15 protein-coding genes are annotated in these 16505 nt (G+C 46.6%); 12 read left to right on the top strand and 3 right to left on the bottom strand.

The window, feature by feature from the left end; translation table 11 throughout:
* Positions 1-50: 50 nt before the first annotated feature.
* From ACYZ97_RS06370 to ACYZ97_RS06350, 5 genes are all read left to right on the top strand, one after another.
* A complete protein-coding gene (locus tag ACYZ97_RS06370; RefSeq protein ID WP_473300650.1) occupies positions 51-845 on the top strand; it encodes a thymidylate synthase in 795 nt (264 codons plus the stop codon).
* A complete protein-coding gene (locus tag ACYZ97_RS06365) occupies positions 842-1366 on the top strand; it encodes a dihydrofolate reductase (protein ID WP_473297523.1) in 525 nt (174 codons plus the stop codon). The genes ACYZ97_RS06370 and ACYZ97_RS06365 overlap by 4 nt, the downstream gene beginning before the upstream one ends.
* Before the next feature lie 101 nt (positions 1367-1467).
* Complete coding sequence (hflK, locus tag ACYZ97_RS06360; RefSeq protein ID WP_473297521.1) at positions 1468-2694, top strand: FtsH protease activity modulator HflK; 1227 nt, start codon at positions 1468-1470, stop codon at positions 2692-2694.
* Positions 2691-3572, top strand: a complete 882-nt coding sequence (hflC, locus tag ACYZ97_RS06355) for a protease modulator HflC (RefSeq protein ID WP_473297519.1) — start codon at positions 2691-2693, stop codon at positions 3570-3572. Before hflK ends, hflC begins: the two co-directional genes overlap by 4 nt.
* A gap of 276 nt (positions 3573-3848) precedes the next feature.
* On the top strand, positions 3849-5348 hold the full coding sequence (locus ACYZ97_RS06350; RefSeq protein ID WP_473297517.1) for a Do family serine endopeptidase: 1500 nt from the start codon (positions 3849-3851) through the stop codon (positions 5346-5348).
* Between the two features lies 1 nt (position 5349).
* On the opposite strand, the gene ACYZ97_RS06345 is transcribed toward ACYZ97_RS06350, so the two are convergent.
* Together ACYZ97_RS06345 and serB are read right to left on the bottom strand one after the other, a co-directional pair.
* Positions 5350-5892: a GNAT family N-acetyltransferase gene (locus ACYZ97_RS06345; protein WP_473297515.1), complete on the bottom strand. Its 543-nt coding sequence runs from the start codon at positions 5890-5892 to the stop codon at positions 5350-5352.
* Complete coding sequence (gene serB, locus ACYZ97_RS06340) at positions 5883-6773, bottom strand: phosphoserine phosphatase SerB (protein ID WP_473300649.1); 891 nt, start codon at positions 6771-6773, stop codon at positions 5883-5885. The genes ACYZ97_RS06345 and serB overlap by 10 nt, the downstream gene beginning before the upstream one ends.
* A 23-nt stretch (positions 6774-6796) precedes the next feature.
* Here serB and miaA point away from each other — a divergent pair, with 23 nt between their 5' ends.
* The 3 genes from miaA (at position 6797) to ilvN (ending at position 10300) form a co-directional block, all read left to right on the top strand.
* The gene (gene miaA / locus ACYZ97_RS06335) at positions 6797-7696 is read left to right on the top strand and encodes a tRNA (adenosine(37)-N6)-dimethylallyltransferase MiaA (protein WP_473297513.1); all 900 of its coding nucleotides are present in this window, start codon (positions 6797-6799) and stop codon (positions 7694-7696) included.
* 210 nt (positions 7697-7906) lie between these two features.
* Positions 7907-9706, top strand: a complete 1800-nt coding sequence (locus ACYZ97_RS06330; protein WP_473297511.1) for an acetolactate synthase 3 large subunit — start codon at positions 7907-7909, stop codon at positions 9704-9706.
* 21 nt (positions 9707-9727) lie between these two features.
* A complete protein-coding gene (ilvN, locus tag ACYZ97_RS06325; RefSeq protein ID WP_473297509.1) occupies positions 9728-10300 on the top strand; it encodes an acetolactate synthase small subunit in 573 nt (190 codons plus the stop codon).
* A 72-nt stretch (positions 10301-10372) separates the two neighbouring features.
* Here ilvN and ACYZ97_RS06320 read toward each other — a convergent pair whose 3' ends face one another.
* Positions 10373-11458 carry an NAD(P)H-dependent flavin oxidoreductase gene (locus ACYZ97_RS06320; protein ID WP_473297507.1) on the bottom strand — a complete coding sequence of 362 codons (1086 nt, stop codon included), beginning with the start codon at positions 11456-11458 and terminating at the stop codon, positions 10373-10375.
* A gap of 98 nt (positions 11459-11556) precedes the next feature.
* Between ACYZ97_RS06320 and ACYZ97_RS06315 the strand changes: the two genes are divergently transcribed.
* The 4 genes from ACYZ97_RS06315 (at position 11557) to ACYZ97_RS06300 (ending at position 16502) form a co-directional block, all read left to right on the top strand.
* The gene (locus ACYZ97_RS06315) at positions 11557-12678 is read left to right on the top strand and encodes an ATP-dependent DNA helicase (protein ID WP_473300648.1); all 1122 of its coding nucleotides are present in this window, start codon (positions 11557-11559) and stop codon (positions 12676-12678) included.
* A gap of 184 nt (positions 12679-12862) precedes the next feature.
* Positions 12863-13597, top strand: a complete 735-nt coding sequence (locus ACYZ97_RS06310; protein WP_473297505.1) for a pyridoxine 5'-phosphate synthase — start codon at positions 12863-12865, stop codon at positions 13595-13597.
* A gap of 124 nt (positions 13598-13721) precedes the next feature.
* Positions 13722-15632 (top strand): potassium transporter Kup, encoded by a 1911-nt coding sequence (locus ACYZ97_RS06305; protein WP_473297503.1) that lies wholly within the window; start codon positions 13722-13724, stop codon positions 15630-15632.
* 210 nt (positions 15633-15842) lie between these two features.
* Positions 15843-16502 (top strand): TetR/AcrR family transcriptional regulator, encoded by a 660-nt coding sequence (locus tag ACYZ97_RS06300; RefSeq protein ID WP_473297501.1) that lies wholly within the window; start codon positions 15843-15845, stop codon positions 16500-16502.
* The last annotated feature ends 3 nt before the right edge of the window (positions 16503-16505 follow it).

Here is a 16505-nt window from a genome sequence, read left to right as displayed (position 1 = left end):
GCGTAATCCATGCTTTTACACTTGCACGATTCTGGCTTAAACAGAGTGCTATGAAACAATATCTTGATCTTCTTTCCCATGTTATGAAAACCGGCATTGATCGCTCTGATCGTACCGGTACCGGTACGCGTTCTGTTTTTGGTTATCAGATGCGCTTTGATCTTAATGCTGGGTTTCCGGTTCTCACGACCAAGAAACTGCATCTGCGCTCTATTATCCATGAATTGCTGTGGTTTTTGAAGGGTGATACCAATATCGCTTATCTGAAAGAAAACGGTGTATCGATATGGGATGAATGGGCTGATGAAAACGGTGACCTTGGCCCTGTCTACGGTTATCAATGGCGTTCATGGCCAGCTCCGGATGGTCGCCATATAGACCAGATTACCAATCTTTTGAAAACATTAAAAAGTAATCCCGATTCACGCCGCCTGATTGTATCGGCTTGGAATCCGGCGCTTGTTGATGAAATGGCTTTGCCGCCTTGCCATTGTCTTTTTCAGTTCTATGTGGCTGATGGAAAGTTGTCCTGCCAGCTTTATCAGCGTTCAGCCGATATTTTCCTTGGCGTGCCTTTTAATATTGCTTCTTATGCGCTTTTGACCATGATGGTTGCGCAGATTGCAGGATTAAAGCTTGGGGATTTTGTTCATACATTCGGAGATGCTCATATCTATGCCAACCATTTTAATCAGGCAAAAGAGCAATTGTCACGCAGTCCGAAGAAACTGCCTGTGATGAAAATCAATCCGGCGGTGAAAGATCTTTTTGCTTTCCGTTTTGAAGATTTCGAGCTGATTGGTTATGAGGCTGATCCGCATATCAAGGCGCCGGTTGCGGTATGACATTGCCCGTCTATCTCATTGTTGCTGTTTCTGAAAATGGGGTTATAGGCCGCGATGGCGGTATGCCATGGCAATTGTCAACCGATTTAAAACGCTTCAAAGCGTTGACCCTTGGCAAGCCTGTTATTATGGGGCGTAAGACATGGGATTCACTAGGCCGCCCATTGCCCGGACGGGCCAATATTGTGATTACCCGTGATGCGGCTTTTGTACCGCAGGGGGCAATCGTTGCCCATACACTTGCCGAAGCATTGCGCATAGGAGAGGAAGAGGCAGAGAAAACGGATGCACCTTGTCTCTTTGTTATTGGCGGCGGTGAAATTTTCAAACAGGCTTTGCCTTTGGCTGAAAAGCTTTATGTGACTGAAATTCTTAGTTATATTGATGGCGACACCTATTTTCCTATATTCGAGGCGGATGAATGGCAGGCTGTTTCTCATGAAATGGTGCCAGCTGGCGAAAAAGATAGCCATCCAACGCGCTTTGTTGTTTATCAAAGACAAAAATCTAGTAAAACATAAAAAAAATGCTGTTGCTTTGTTGAAAGCATGGCCCTGTATACCTATAAACAGAAAACGATCAAAAAAGCGTGAATAATGTTTGCGTGAGCAAAGAGGTGAGAATGCCCTGGAGTAATCAGAACGGTGGCGGCCCATGGGGTGGCGGCAATAATGGTGGCAATGATACCGGTAAAAATGGCGGCAGTCCTTGGGGCGGCGGTAATGATAACGGTAATAAAAACAACCAAAACAATCCATGGGGTAAGAAACCTTCCGGCTCTGGTGGTGGAAATGGTGGCCCTGATCTCGATGATATGCTGCGTAAAGGGCAGGACAAGCTTAGACAAGCTGGTGGTGGTGGTTTTGTTGCCATTATTGTGCTGGCTGTACTGGCTTTGTGGGCCTATCAATGTTTTTATATGGTCGGGCCTAACCAGCAGGCTGTTGAACTACGCTTTGGTGTACCGAAAGCCGAAATGGAGGGGCAGGGTGCCCACTTCCTTTTCTGGCCGGTTGAACAGGTGCAAATTGTCTCTATTGCAACCCAGACTCGTGAAATAGGTGGGGCTTCGGTGACGCGTAGTATCAGTTCTTCTTCTAGCACAACCCAGCCGACTGGTTTGATGCTGACGGCAGATCAGAATATTGTCAATGTGCGTTTTACCGTGACCTATCGTGTGTCGGATGTACGCTCTTATCTCTTTAATATACTGGATCCGGTTCGTACGATGGAACAGGTTTCTGAAAGTGCGATGCGTGAGGTTGTAGGCCGTCGTCCGGTAACGGATGTCTATCGCGCCGCGCGTGCGGCTATTCAAGATGAGGTTAAGGCCATTACACAGGATACGCTTGATCGTTATAAGGCCGGTATTGAGATTGTCAGTATGGCAATTGAAACAGCAGAACCGCCAACCGCAGAAGTTGCATCGGCTTTTGATGCCGTTCAACAGGCCGAACAGGAACAAAATCGTGCGCGTGGGGCCGGTCAGCAATACCGTAACCGTGTTTTGGGACAGGCACGCGGACGGGCAGCCCAAATTCGTGAAGCGGCGCAAGCCTATAAATCTCAGGTTGTAGAAGAGGCGACTGGTGAAACACAGCGGTTTCTTTCGCTTTATGCTGAAGCGTCCAAGGCACGTGAGTTGACGCAATTCCGCTTGGAAACAGAAACCATGGAAAAGCTCTTTTCTGGTCCTAACAAACTTTTTATTGGTGGCGGCGCTGCCAATGGCATTTTACCCTATATGCCGATTAATGAGTTTATGAAACAGAATGTGCCGGTTAAAACGCCGGCCTCATCACAGACACAGATGCAGGCACAGCCGCAATCAGTCGGAGGTGCAAAATGAATTCGTCCCGTTTTCTTGTTATTCTTGTCGGTATTCTTGTTCTTCTGGTTATCGGCTGGTCTTCGATTTTTATTGTCTATCCGGCACAACAGGTTGCCCTTTTGCGCTTTCGTGCTGTTGTAACCGTAAAAAACAAACCGGGTATCTATTTTAAATTGCCATTTATTGATCAGCAGGTTGTTATTGATAATCGCCAGCGTCGTTTTGATCTGCCGACCCGTCGTGTACAGGTTAAGGATGGACGTTTTTATATGGTGGATGCCTTTTTGATTTATCATATTTCGGATGCTTCCCGTTTTCTTTCTACTGTTGGCAGTGGTGATCCGAGTATTGCTGAAGGCCGGTTGCGTCCGGAATTCGAGTCGATGTTGGATATTGTTTATAATAGTCGTGAATTTGATGCGGCGTTGTCGGCAGAACGACCTAATATGATGCGTGAAGTCCAGACAATGATTACACCGAAAGCAGCCAATTACGGTATTACTGTTGTGGATTTGCGTATTTTGAAAACCGAACTGACAAGCGAAGTTTCTCAGGAAACTTTCCAGAAAATGATTCAGGAACGCCAGACCGAAGCTGAACGTTTGCGTGCTTTGGGTAATGAAGAGCGCCAACGTATTCAGGCTGGAGCCGATCGTGAGGCTGTAGAAATTGTTGCACAGGCCACCCGTGACTCGGAAATTATTCGTGGTGAAGGTGAAGCGGAACGCGCGCGTCTATTTGCCGAGGCTACGGACAAGGATCCGCAATTTTATACTTTCTGGCGTTCGATGGATGCCTATTCCAAATTGCATGACACGCCGATGATCTTGTCACCGGATTCATCTTTCTTCCGTTATTTCGGACAAAGTTCTGGAAATAAGCCGTCTGCACGATAAGCATTAATATTGCTGTATGATATCGGCCCGCCATTGTTTTTTCTTTAAAGGATGACCGATGGCGGGTTCTTTTTATGGGAAAATGTTGTGTGTGGTGGTGGCGTTACATGAATTCGGCATGTTGATACGGGCTTATAATAATAATTTAAAGGCAGATTGCTATTCTAATCGTGTGTTATTTATATTCCTGATTGTTATGGATGTTTTCCTGTGTCACAAAATGCTCTAAAAGGTTTCTTATTCCGCTTTGCAAAGCAAATTGTTCAGGATTGATTGATGTCTTTATCGCGTTTTATGGCTGTATTAGCCGTTTCGAGCACTTTTTTGTTGCCGTTGTCAGCTGTGGCACAGGCGCCATTAGCCCAGAACGCGCCGGAATCGGTCTCATCTCTTGCTGCCGGCCTTCTGGATGCCGTTGTCAATATTTCGACATCACAGACTGTCAAGGGAACTGAACAGGGGGACAATGTTCCCGCACCCAAAGTGCCGGAAGGGGCACCTTTTGAAGATCTCTTCAATGATTTTTTCTCCAAGGATGGTGATGGTGCCAATAGTCGTTCACGCAAGGTGCAATCATTGGGCTCAGGTTTCGTGATTGACGCTGCACAAGGTTATATTGTGACGAATAATCATGTGATTAATGAGGCTGATGATATAGAAGTCAATTTTACCGATGGTTCCAAATTAAAAGCCAGATTGATTGGTAAAGACGCAAAAACGGATCTAGCTTTGTTGAAAGTGGATCCGGGTGCTAAAAAACTGACATCGGTTTCTTTCGGAGATTCCGAAGAGGCTAAAATCGGTGATTGGGTGATGGCAATTGGCAATCCGTTCGGCCTAGGCGGGACGGTGACGGTCGGTATCATTTCAGCGCGTAATCGTGACATCAATGCCGGTCCTTATGATGATTTCATCCAGACAGATGCGGCAATTAACCGTGGCAATTCAGGGGGACCGCTCTTTGATATGCATGGTAAGGTTATCGGGATCAATACGGCAATTATTTCACCATCGGGTGGTTCTATCGGTATTGGATTTGCAATTCCTTCCGAAATGGCAATCAGTGTTATCAACCAGTTGAAAGCATTTGGCGAGACACGCCGTGGCTGGCTTGCTATCCGTATTCAGCCGGTAACACAGGAAATTGCCGATAGCCTTGGCCTAGATAAGGCCGAAGGCGCGCTAGTTGCTGGTAAAATTGAGGATGCCAAGGTCGATAATAAGGCTCTGGAAGACGGTGATGTAATCATTCGTTTCGCCGGCAAGGCTATTAAGGATGCACGCATCCTGCCACGTATTGTTGCAGAAAGTCCTGTCAACCAGATTGTTGATGTTACGGTTATCCGTAAGGGAGAGGAAAAAACCGTCAAGGTAAAGCTTGGGCGTCTTGAAGAAAAAGATAATGATGAAGCCGTCGCTGAAGAAAAGGGTGATAAGGACAAAGATAATAATAAGACGCAGGAAGATCATACTGAGGCCAAACCCGTTTTGGGGCTTTATTTGGCTGTTCTTGATGATGTGGTGCGTAAAGAGTTGAGTATTGCCCCCAGTGTTGCCGGTGTTGTTGTCGTCAATGTCGTTCCGGGTAGTGCGGCAGCTGAAAAACGCTTACACAAAGGCGATGTTATCGTAGATGTCAATCAGGAAGCGGTCAAGAGTCCTGACGATGTCAAGAAGAGGATTGAGACATTACGCGGGACAGGCCGCAAGAATGCATTTTTGCTTGTTGCCGACCGCAACGGTGCCTTGCGCTATGTTACAGTGCGGATGGATTGATTTATTCCTGCTTTTTTGAATAGACAATATGGGGAATGAGTTCGGGATGGCTTTCCGGCACATTGGGATGATCAAAATCAAGATCGGTGCATCGCTTCATGCCGATATTCTCCATAACTGCAATTGATGCTTCATTGCTTTTGCTGGTAAAGCTGATTATTTCACGTAATTTCAGCGTTTCAAAGCCGTAAGCCATTAATGCTTTGGCGGCTTCGCTAGCAAGGCCAAATCCCCAATATTCAGGGAGCAGGCGCCAACCTATTTCAGTTGTATTATAGGGAAGTTGTGGCGGAAGGTCGGTTTTTAATAATCCACACATACCGATGACTTTACCAGTTTCGCGCGCTTCTAGAGCAGCATAGCCAAAGCCGGAGTTTTCAAAGCTTTGATAATGTGCCTTGAATTTTTCTTCTGATTGTTCAAGCGAATAACGAGAGGGAAAAAACTGCATGATTTTTGGGTCGCTGTTGAGGCGATGGAATACCGGCAGATCTGTTTCCTGCCAGTCTCTAATTTTGAGACGTTCTGTTGAAATCAGGCGCATATGAAATCTCTTTTCTGGTATCCTTGAATATAGAGGAGGGCTGTTAGGTCGCCATGATCAATCCGCATTTTGGCAGCTTCGGCAACCACTGGTTTGGCATGAAGAGCAACACCGGCACCGGCCGCTTGCAACATAGCCAGATCATTGGCGCCATCGCCGACAGCCATGGCTTGATCTGTCGAGATGCCGAGTTTATGGCATAATGTATTGAGTTTTTCCAGCTTTGCTTGTTTGCCAAGGATAGGGTCTTCGACGGTGCCAGATAATTTCCCTGATTCATGATGCAGTTGATTGGCATGATTTTCATCAAAACCAAGCTTTTGAGCAATAACCTTTGTAAAAAGTGTAAAGCCACCCGATACAAGTGCGGTGTAAGCATGGTTGGCTTTCATCGTGGCAATGAGTTCTCGTCCGCCGGGCATTAAGGTGATGCGCTTTTCAATGACCCGGTCAATGACATCAATGGAGAGGCCCTTAAGCAGTGCGACGCGTTCGCGTAGGGCCGGTTCAAAATCAATTTCGCCATTCATAGCCCGCTTGGTGATCGTCGCAATATGATCGCGTAAACCAACTTCTTCAGCCAGTTCATCAATGCATTCCTGTTGGATCATGGTGGAATCCATATCGGCCAGTAGTAATTTTTTGCGTCTATTTTCTTGTGCTTGTACTACGCAATCGATTGGGCAATTACCGATAACGGCTTTTACCCGGTTCAAGGCTTCGTCATGATCAAGCTCTTGGGGCAGGTAAATATCACAGGCAACTGCGTTCTCGAGCCAATGAAGAGTGGTTGCATTAAGGGCTGTTTGCGCGCTATTGGCTATATCTGACGTCAAAACTGGATTTTGCGGATTGACAATTAGTGTAGCGACAAGCTGGATATGAACAGGCATAAGGATTATCCGTGACTGGAATAAAAGAAACAGCCACTCTGATAGCTGGCCCGACGGCCAGCGGCAAGTCCGATCTTGCATTATGTCTGGCAAAACAACATGACGCGATCATCATAAATGCCGATTCTATGCAGGTTTATGATGTGTTGGATGTGTTAACAGCTCGTCCGGATGCATCCGCTTTGGCAAAAGCGCCCCATTTTCTTTATGGTACAGTCAATCCGGCTATTTCCTATTCGACCGGCCAGTGGTTGCGCGATGTCAAAAAAATACTGGGTGATCATAAGGGGCGAGAAAAGATATTTGTTGGCGGTACGGGGCTTTATTTCAGTGCGCTAACGGGTGGACTGGCTATTATACCCGATATACCGGATACGATCAGGATGAGCTTGCGTCAGGAAATGGCTGATACGGGTGGCGATATTCTTTATCGGCGTCTTGAGCAGGTTGATCCTGTGATTGCCGCACGATTGGCCCCTCATGATAGTCAGCGTATTTTGCGCGCACTTGAAGTTTATAAAGCAACCGGAAAGTCATTGCTTTATTGGCAGGCACAAAAAGAAGAGCCTGTTATTGATCCGGAACAGAGCGAGAAAATAGCTCTGATGCCTGAGCGTACATTGTTATATGACAATATCAATCGCCGTTTCGATTCGATGGTTGGAAAAGGTGCGCTCGATGAAGTCAAGCTGCTTCTTGATTTGCATTTGCCGGCTGATCTTCCGGTTATGAAGGCAATCGGGGTAGGAGAGTTGGGTGCTTATCTTGCCGGTAGTCTTTCTGTTGAAGAAGCGATTGATAGGGCCAAACAGCAGACACGCCACTATGCCAAGCGCCAGATGACATGGTTTCGTAACCAGTTGGACGAGCATTGGCAGCGTATTGGGTCGCCTGCGGATCTGTTGAAATAAAATTGCTTGAAATTTATGATTGACGAACGGAAATGACACATTTATGGTCTTACCCTATGGAACAGAATATTCTTCTCGTGGTGGGTGTGCGTATGGGTGAGGTGGTGTAACCATCTGGCAATAGTCCTCCCATGCGCAACACAGGCTCCTTATCAGGGGCCTTTTTTATTAGCTGAAACTTTTATGAAAGAAGCAAGACGGAAAAATAAAATGGCAGAACAGCAAATGAAGACGGAAAGTGCCGATGGAAAAACAATGTCGGGAGCGGAAATTGTCATTCAGGCCCTGATTGATCAGGGGGTGGAACATATTTTTGGCTATCCTGGTGGTGCTGTTCTTCCAATTTATGATGAAATCTACCAGCAGGATAAATTCCGTCATATTCTGGTGCGTCATGAACAGGCAGCCGGACATGCGGCAGAAGGTTATGCGCGCTCTACCGGAAAGGTTGGCGTTATGTTGGTAACGTCGGGGCCGGGTGCGACCAATGCGGTAACGCCGTTGCAGGATGCCTTGATGGATTCCATTCCTATTGTATGCTTTTCCGGGCAGGTGCCGACAACCCTGATCGGTTCTGACGGCTTTCAGGAAGCCGATACGGTTGGTATTACACGCCCTTGTACCAAGCACAATTGGCTGGTTAAGGATGTAAATGATCTGGCTCGTATTATCCATGAGGCTTTTCATGTTGCAAAGACAGGTCGTCCCGGACCCGTTCTGGTTGATATCCCAAAGGATGTACAGTTTGCCAGCGGTGTTTATACTGCGCCAAAATCCATGCCGCGTACCAGTTATCATCCGCATATGGAAGGCGATTCCAAGGCAATTGAATTTGCAGCTGCTATGATTTCGGAAGCTAAAAAACCGGTTATTTATAGCGGCGGCGGTGTTATCAATTCCGGGCCTGATGCTGTTCGTTTACTACGCGAATTGGTCGAAATCGGTGATTTTCCAATCACCTCGACATTGATGGGCCTAGGTTCTTATCCAGCTTCAGGCAAAAACTGGTTGGGTATGCTCGGCATGCATGGCACTTATGAAGCCAATATGACAATGCATGATTGCGATGTGATGATTGCTATCGGTGCACGTTTTGATGATCGTATTACCGGACGTGTCGATGCTTTTGCACCGGAGGCGAAGATTATCCATATTGATATTGATCCTTCATCGATCAACAAGAATGTCGAAGTCGATGTGCCGATTATCGGTGATGTTGCCAATGTTCTGGAAAATCTTAACCGGCGTTTGCGAGCCTTGAAGATTGATACGAAAACATCCGAGCGTAAAACATGGTGGGAGCAGATCAACCGCTGGCGTAAGCGCAACTCTTTGGCCTATGCGCAGAAAAAAGATGTCATCATGCCGCAATATGCTATCCAACGGCTTTATGAGCTGACCAAGGATAAGCAGGCCTATATTACGACCGAAGTTGGCCAGCATCAGATGTGGGCTGCACAATATTATGGATTTGATGCGCCCAACCACTGGATGACTTCTGGCGGGCTGGGTACGATGGGGTATGGTTTTCCGTCTGCTGTCGGGGTGCAGATTGCCCATCCGGATGATCTGGTGATCTGTATTGCCGGTGACGCCTCGATCCAGATGAACATTCAAGAGTTGTCGACAGTGATACAGCACAATGCGCCGGTCAAAATATTCATTCTCAATAATGAATATATGGGCATGGTACGCCAATGGCAGCAATTGCTGCATGGCAATCGTCTGTCCAATTCCTATACAGAAGCGATGCCGGATTTTGTCAAATTGGCAGAAGCCTATGGTGCCGTTGGGATCCGTTGTTCCAAACCACAGGAGTTGGATGAAAAGATTCAACAGATGATTGACTGCGATAAGCCGGTAATTTTTGATTGTCGTATTGTCAATTTGGAAAACTGTTTCCCGATGATTCCGTCAGGACGCGCCCATAATGATATGTTATTGCCGGATGAGGCGACAGATGAAGCGGTAGCCAATGCCATTGATGCTGAAGGCCGTCGATTGGTTTAATAAGATAGAGGGAATGATAAAATGAATGCACAAAGCTTGAGTTTCGGTTCCGCCTATTTCATTGAACCGGATAATGACCCGACGGAAACCCATATGCTTGCTGTCCTTGTGGATAATGAGCCGGGGGTTCTTGCCCGTGTGATCGGCCTTTTTTCTGGTCGTGGTTATAATATTGAAAGTCTCACCGTTTCGGAAACTGAACATGAGCAACATCTGTCGCGTATTACCATTGTAACGCGTGCTACGCCGAATGTGATTGTTCAGATACGTCATCAATTGGAGCGGATTGTGCCGGTTCATCGTGTTGTTGATTTAACAATCAGAGCGCGAGAACTTGGACAAGAAGCACCAATCGAGCGTGAGTTGGCCTTGATCAAGGTTGCTGGTGAGGGGGCAGAACGTATAGAGGCTTTGAGGCTGGCAGAAGCGTTCCATGCCAAGGTTGTTGACGCTACAGTTGAACATTTCATTTTTGAGATTACTGGTAAGAGCTCTAAGGTCGACCAGTTTGTGTCTATCATGAAACCTTTAGGATTGATCGAGGTGTGCAGAACGGGTGTATCGGCGATGAATCGCGGATCTGACGGTATGTAAAAAGAAGATTGAACGCCGCAAATTGCGGCGTTTTTCTTTTAAGAAAATGATTCAAGTTGTTTCGAAATTGATTCACTTCTTGTGGTTATCTTTTTGATTTTGTTTGAATTCCTGTTTGAGAGTTTTAACGAGTTCTGATGTGCCTAGGGCTCGAGATAGTGGCGCGCCCTGACCGGCCCAATAGGCACCATAACCAAAGTCATTATTTTCTTTTGCCAAGGTATGAAGCTGTTTGGCAGCATCATAGGCAAAGGGATAGGGCGCAACGTCATAGTCTGGGACGGTTTTGGAAAACTCGGTAAAACGGCTGTGCAGGGATCGGGCAGGACGGCCGGAAATTACACGAGTCATGTGTGTATGTTTTGCGTCATGGCTTGCCAGTCTTTTACGGTAATGTTCGTCGGCCAGTGATTGCGGGCAGGCAATAAAGGCGGTTCCCATTTGAGCTGCAGCGGCTCCCATATCAAGCACAGCACGGATGGCTTGGCCGTTCATAATGCCGCCGGCTGCAATGACCGGAATGGATATATGTCTTACGAGAAGCGGCAATAGTGCTATCAATCCCAAACACGCATCGGAGCCATTTTCATCAAATATACCACGATGCCCGCCGGCTTCATATCCTTGGGCGATAACGCCATCAAATCCTGCTTTTTCGACCAGACAAGCCTCCTCGAGCGATGTTGCAGAGGCTATGAGATAGATACCTTTTTCTTTTAGTGCTCGGATTGCAGGTTCATCCGGCAAGCCAAAATGGAAGCTTGCAATGGCAGGTTTTTCATCGAGCAGGAACTTGAGCATAGCATCGTTTTGGTAGAATGATGAATAGACCTCTGCCAGCTTTTGCGGTGGCTTTTGGCCATATTGGGCAAATTCAGGCGTTATCCTTTTCAGCCATATATTTTGTTTTTCTTCGTCGAGAGGGCGACGCTGATGGCAGAAAAAGTTCAAGTTGAAGGGTTTTGAAGTTGCGTCTTTCAGTTTTTTTGCCGCTTTTTGCATTCCTTCAACTGTCATGGCGCCAAGCCCGAGGGAGCCAATAGCGCCTTCATTACATACAGAAGCGGCAAGTGCCGGTGAAGAGACGCCGGCCATAGGGGCTTGAATAAGTGGAATATCAAGTAAAAAACGTGTCTGAAAATCTTGTGCCGCGGTCATGATTTATCCTGTTTCAAGAGTCTTATATGATTTGTAACATCGGTTGATAGAGGATGAAAAGGCTTGCCTCGTTCACAAGAATCTTGTCTTCATCCATCATGCAGTTTTCACCTCAACAGGATAAAGCGCTTATAAGCGTTGCAAAATGGCTCAAGGAAGGGCGTTCGCCTATTTTCCGTCTGTTTGGTTATGCTGGAACCGGCAAGACGACATTGGCGCGCTATTTTGCCGAAAATGTTGATGGGCAGGTACAATTTGCCGCCTTTACCGGCAAAGCAGCACAAGTGTTGCGTGCCAAGGGAGCGGTTAATGCTCGTACAATCCATTCTTTGATCTATCGTCCACGCGGTGAGGAAGAAGTCGCAGACGAGACAACGGGAAAGACCTCTATAGCGCCGACTTTTTCGCTTAATCGCCAAAGCCCTGTCGCGCAGGCCAAGCTTATTGTTGTTGACGAATGTTCTATGGTTGATGAGCAGTTGGGCCGTGATCTGTTAAGTTTCGGCACCCCTATATTGGTGCTTGGGGATCCCGGACAGTTGCCGCCCATTTCCGGTGGCGGTTTTTTTACCGAAGCCGAGCCTGATTATTTGCTGGAGGAGATCCATCGTCAGGCACGTGATAACCCCATTATCCGTCTTGCCATGGATGTTCGCGAGGGACGTGATCTGGCGCAGGGGGATTATGGTGCTGCAAAGATTATTGGCAAGAAAGATATCAATCAGGATATTGTCTTAGCTGCGGATCAGGTGTTGGTCGGAACAAATCGTACGCGTCGTCTTTATAATCGGCGTCTACGTGAGTTGAAAGGTTTTACGGCAGATTATCCGCAGGCTGGAGACAAGCTGGTTTGTCTGCGTAATGATCCGGCGAAAGGTTTGCTTAATGGTTCTTTATGGAAGGTGATGACATCTTCGAAGGAAACCATCAAGCCGGGTATTAATTTGCTGGTGACACCAGAAGATGAAGATCGTGGCGTGGCTAAAATCAAATTGCTCAAGGCGCAGTTTGAAAATCCGGAAGAGGAAATCGGCTGGCAGTTGAAAAAGCGCTATGACGATTTTGATTATGGTTATGCGCTCACTGTTCATAAGGCACAGGGCTCGCAATGGGATGATGTCGTGCTTTTCGATGAAAGCTTTGCTTTTCGTGATACACGTGAGCGCTGGCTTTATACGGCAATTACCCGTGCCGCCGAAAAGCTGACAATCGTGCGTTGAGGTGTGTTGCTATTCATGTTTCATGATCCGGTTATTTTAAAATACCGGATCATTTCATTGCCGGTGAGAATTTTAGAGCTCGCAATATCTGACAAAGGTTTGATATGGTGTTTCATCGTATTTGCGATAAGTATCGGCTTTTGTATAAATCAATGCGTTTATATGCTTATTTAAGGGTGGCCTTATGACGGCAGTTCTTTCAGTCAATCTTAATGCGGTTGCAATGTTGCGCAATCGGCGTGATCTACCGTGGCCGGATGTTATCCATATGGGGCGGCTTGCGCTTCAGGCGGGGGCTGCCGGATTGACAGTGCATCCGCGTCCGGATGAGCGCCATATACGGTTTTCTGATCTTAGTGTAATTCGTAGCTTGATTGATAAGGAGTTTGGTGCAGCAGAGTTCAATATTGAAGGTTATCCCAGTGACTCTTTTTTGAATTTGGTTGAAAAATATGCCCATCAGATTACGTTGGTGCCGGATGATCCGGCACAATCGACATCCGATCATGGTTGGGATTTTGAACAATCGGCTGATTTTTTAGCACCGATTATCAACAGGTTGAAAGAAAAATCGATCCGTGTATCCCTTTTTGCCAACCCAACAAGCCAAGGAATTGATATTGCTAAAAAAATAGGGGCGGATCGAGTTGAGTTCTATACTGGTCCCTATGGGGATGCCTATGATGACAAAATCAAGCAGAAGGTAGAATTGACACGCATTGAAAAAGCCTCTGAAAGCGCTTACCGTTCAGGGCTTGGCATTAATGCAGGACATGATCTGACGGTGGAAAATCTGCCTGATCTTGTAAAAGCCGTACCAATGCTTGCAGAAGTGTCTATTGGACATGGGCTTATTGCAGATGCCTTGGAATATGGTATGAAGGAAACCGTCCGGCGATTCATCGCCGCGCTATCATGAATAACGATGAACGAGGCTTAACAGTCATACCAGTACGGTCGGGTTCGATAATTTCACTCACAGATATAAAATCATGCGCCATAATGACGGCTTGTCGTATTATTGCGCATTGAAGGAAAATAATATGGCGGATATGCAGCAGAACGACGATCTTGCACCTGAAGAAAGTACGGATCATTCCAAGGAAAGTTTCCGCCTTTTGTTTATCGGTGCGATCGGTGTTGTTTATGGCGATATCGGTACCAGTCCCATTTATGCTTTTCGTGAAGCATTGCATGCTGGTGCAGGGAAGAATGATATTGTTGCCAGTGATATTTTTGGCGTAATTTCATTGATTTTTTGGGCTTTGGCGCTGATCGTTACAGTCAAATATGTGGTCTTTGTTCTGCGGGCGGATAATAATGGTGAAGGCGGTATCCTATCGCTGACGGCGCTTGCCGGCTCCACATTTAAAAAACGGCGCAGCTGGGTGATGGCAATTGGTGTTATCGGTGCATCTCTTTTCTTTGGTGATGCGGTGATTACCCCCGCTGTATCGGTGCTTTCGGCAATTGAAGGTATCGAAGTGGTTGCCCCCGACCTTGAACCCTATGTTGTGCCGTTAACGGTACTCATTCTGGTGGCTATTTTTGCTGTTCAACGCTTTGGTACCGGCAAGGTTGCAATTGTTTTCGGTCCAATTACGCTTTTGTGGTTCTTGGCTCTTGGTGGGTTCGGTCTTTATCATATCTTTGATGATCTGACGATTTTTCGGGCACTTCTTCCATGGTATGGAGTGAGCTATATTTTTGATAATCCGGCAACTTCCTTTGCAGCTGTCGGCGCTGTTTTTCTAGCGGTAACAGGTGCCGAGGCACTCTATGCCGATCTTGGCCATTTCGGTCGCAAGCCAATTGTTGCCGCATGGCTCTGGATTGTTTTTCCCTGCCTTATTTTTAATTACCTAGGGCAGGGGGCTTTCATTTTGGCCCATGGCGAAGCGGCGGCCAATCCTTTCTATCAGATGTTGCCGCAGTCGGCACTTATTCCAATGATTATTCTGGCAGCTCTTGCTACTATGATTGCGTCACAAGCCGTCATTACCGGTGCGTTTTCAATGGCGCGTCAGGCCGTACAGCTCAATATATTGCCGCGTCTTGAAATATTGCATACTTCAGAGACAACTTTGGGGCAGATTTATATGCCTCGGGTCAATATGATTTTGGGGCTGGTTGTTATTGTACTGGTCATCGGCTTTGAAAAGTCCACTAATTTGGCTGCGGCTTATGGTATTTCGGTAACCGGTAATATGTTAGTGACAACGTCACTTCTTTTTATTGTTATGGTGAGAATATGGAAATGGAGTCTACCGCTCTGCCTTGCCATTGCAATCTGCTTCCTTGTGATCGATCTTTTGTTTTTCAGCGCCAATTTGGCGAAAGTGCATGAAGGAGGCTGGGCTTCGATCGGTTTGGCTGCCCTGATTGTATTGACAATGTGGACATGGATACGTGGCAGCCGTCAACTCTTTGATAAAACGCGTAAAAGTGAAGTTCCGCTTGATCTTATTGTTGAAAAATTTGGTGAAAATCCGCCAACACTTGTCCCAGGTACAGCTGTCTTTTTGACGGGTGACCCAAAAAGCGCGCCCAGTGCTTTGATGCATAGCCTGAAACACTATAAGGTTTTGCATGAAAACAATGTAATTTTGACAGTCAAGACCGCAGCAACACCGCGTGTTGCAAGAGCGGATCGCGCCCGAGTTTCACAGTTCAATGAACGTTTTATGCAGGTCACGGTCACATTTGGTTATATGGAACAGCCGAATATTCCACGCGCCCTTGCCATATGTCGCAAGCTTGGCTGGTCATTTGATATTATGACAACATCATTCTTTCTATCGCGTCGCTCCATCAAGCCAGCAGCCAAATCTGATATGCCTCTTTGGCAGGATAAGTATTTTATCTTTTTGGCTCGTACGGCATCGGATGCTACAGAATATTTCCAGATTCCGACCGGTCGGGTGGTCGAGATTGGCACCCAGATCACGGTATAGTCAAATAGCTTGGCTGCGGCTTTGTCTCGGTCAGGCACGTATTTTATGGCGTTGAGGAATTGATTCAGCTTTGATGCTTTAGTGTTTGTTTTTAAAAGTAATAAAACAAGCAAAAAGTACTTGCTAAAGTAATAAACTTGCGCCATACTTCCGAACCGTACGGTACGGTACTGTTTTTGAGGGCGTGGATTTCTGCTATTTGGAGCTTATATGTCGCAAACGGCAATTGCTGATAGGGGAGAATTGAGTGAGCGTCAAAAAGACGTTCTCGATGCCGCATTGCATCTGCTTGTCGAGGGAGATGATGCGCTGACCATGTCTAATATTGCACGTGCTGCCAGCTGCTCCAAGGAAACTCTTTATAAGTGGTTTGGTGACAGGGATTCCTTTTTGGAAGCTATGGTGCAATGGCAGGCATCCAGAGTGCGGGTTGTGCCGTTGCAACGTGGGCGTGTCGATTATGAGGCCTTGTTTTCAAGTCTGGAACATTTTGCTTGTGACTGGCTTCGCGTTCTTTCTTCCCAGACATCAATTGCATTGAACCGTCTTGCTGTCAGTGATGCGGCGTCTAGAAAATCACGTCTTGGAGCTATTGTTTTACATAATGGGCCTTTTGCCATGGGACGGCGGTTGTTGCCGGTACTTGAGCTTGGTCGTGAGCATGAATTGCTTGCTTTTGAGAATGTTGAAGAAACATTCCGTGTTTTTTTTGGTCTTGTCGTTCGTGATATGCAGATACGTCTATTGCTTGGTGATGATCTTAGTATGTCTGAAACGACCATTATTCGTGAAGCGCAAGCCGCAACACGTCAGTTTTTTGTTCTTTACGGAACAAAAGAAATCCAACAATCACAACTAACGCTAATTTAGGGA

This window comes from Bartonella sp. bp_1 (genome assembly GCF_055808085.1).
The sequence above is the reverse complement of the archived record's forward strand: the minus strand, read 5'-3'. Positions and strand labels throughout refer to the sequence as shown.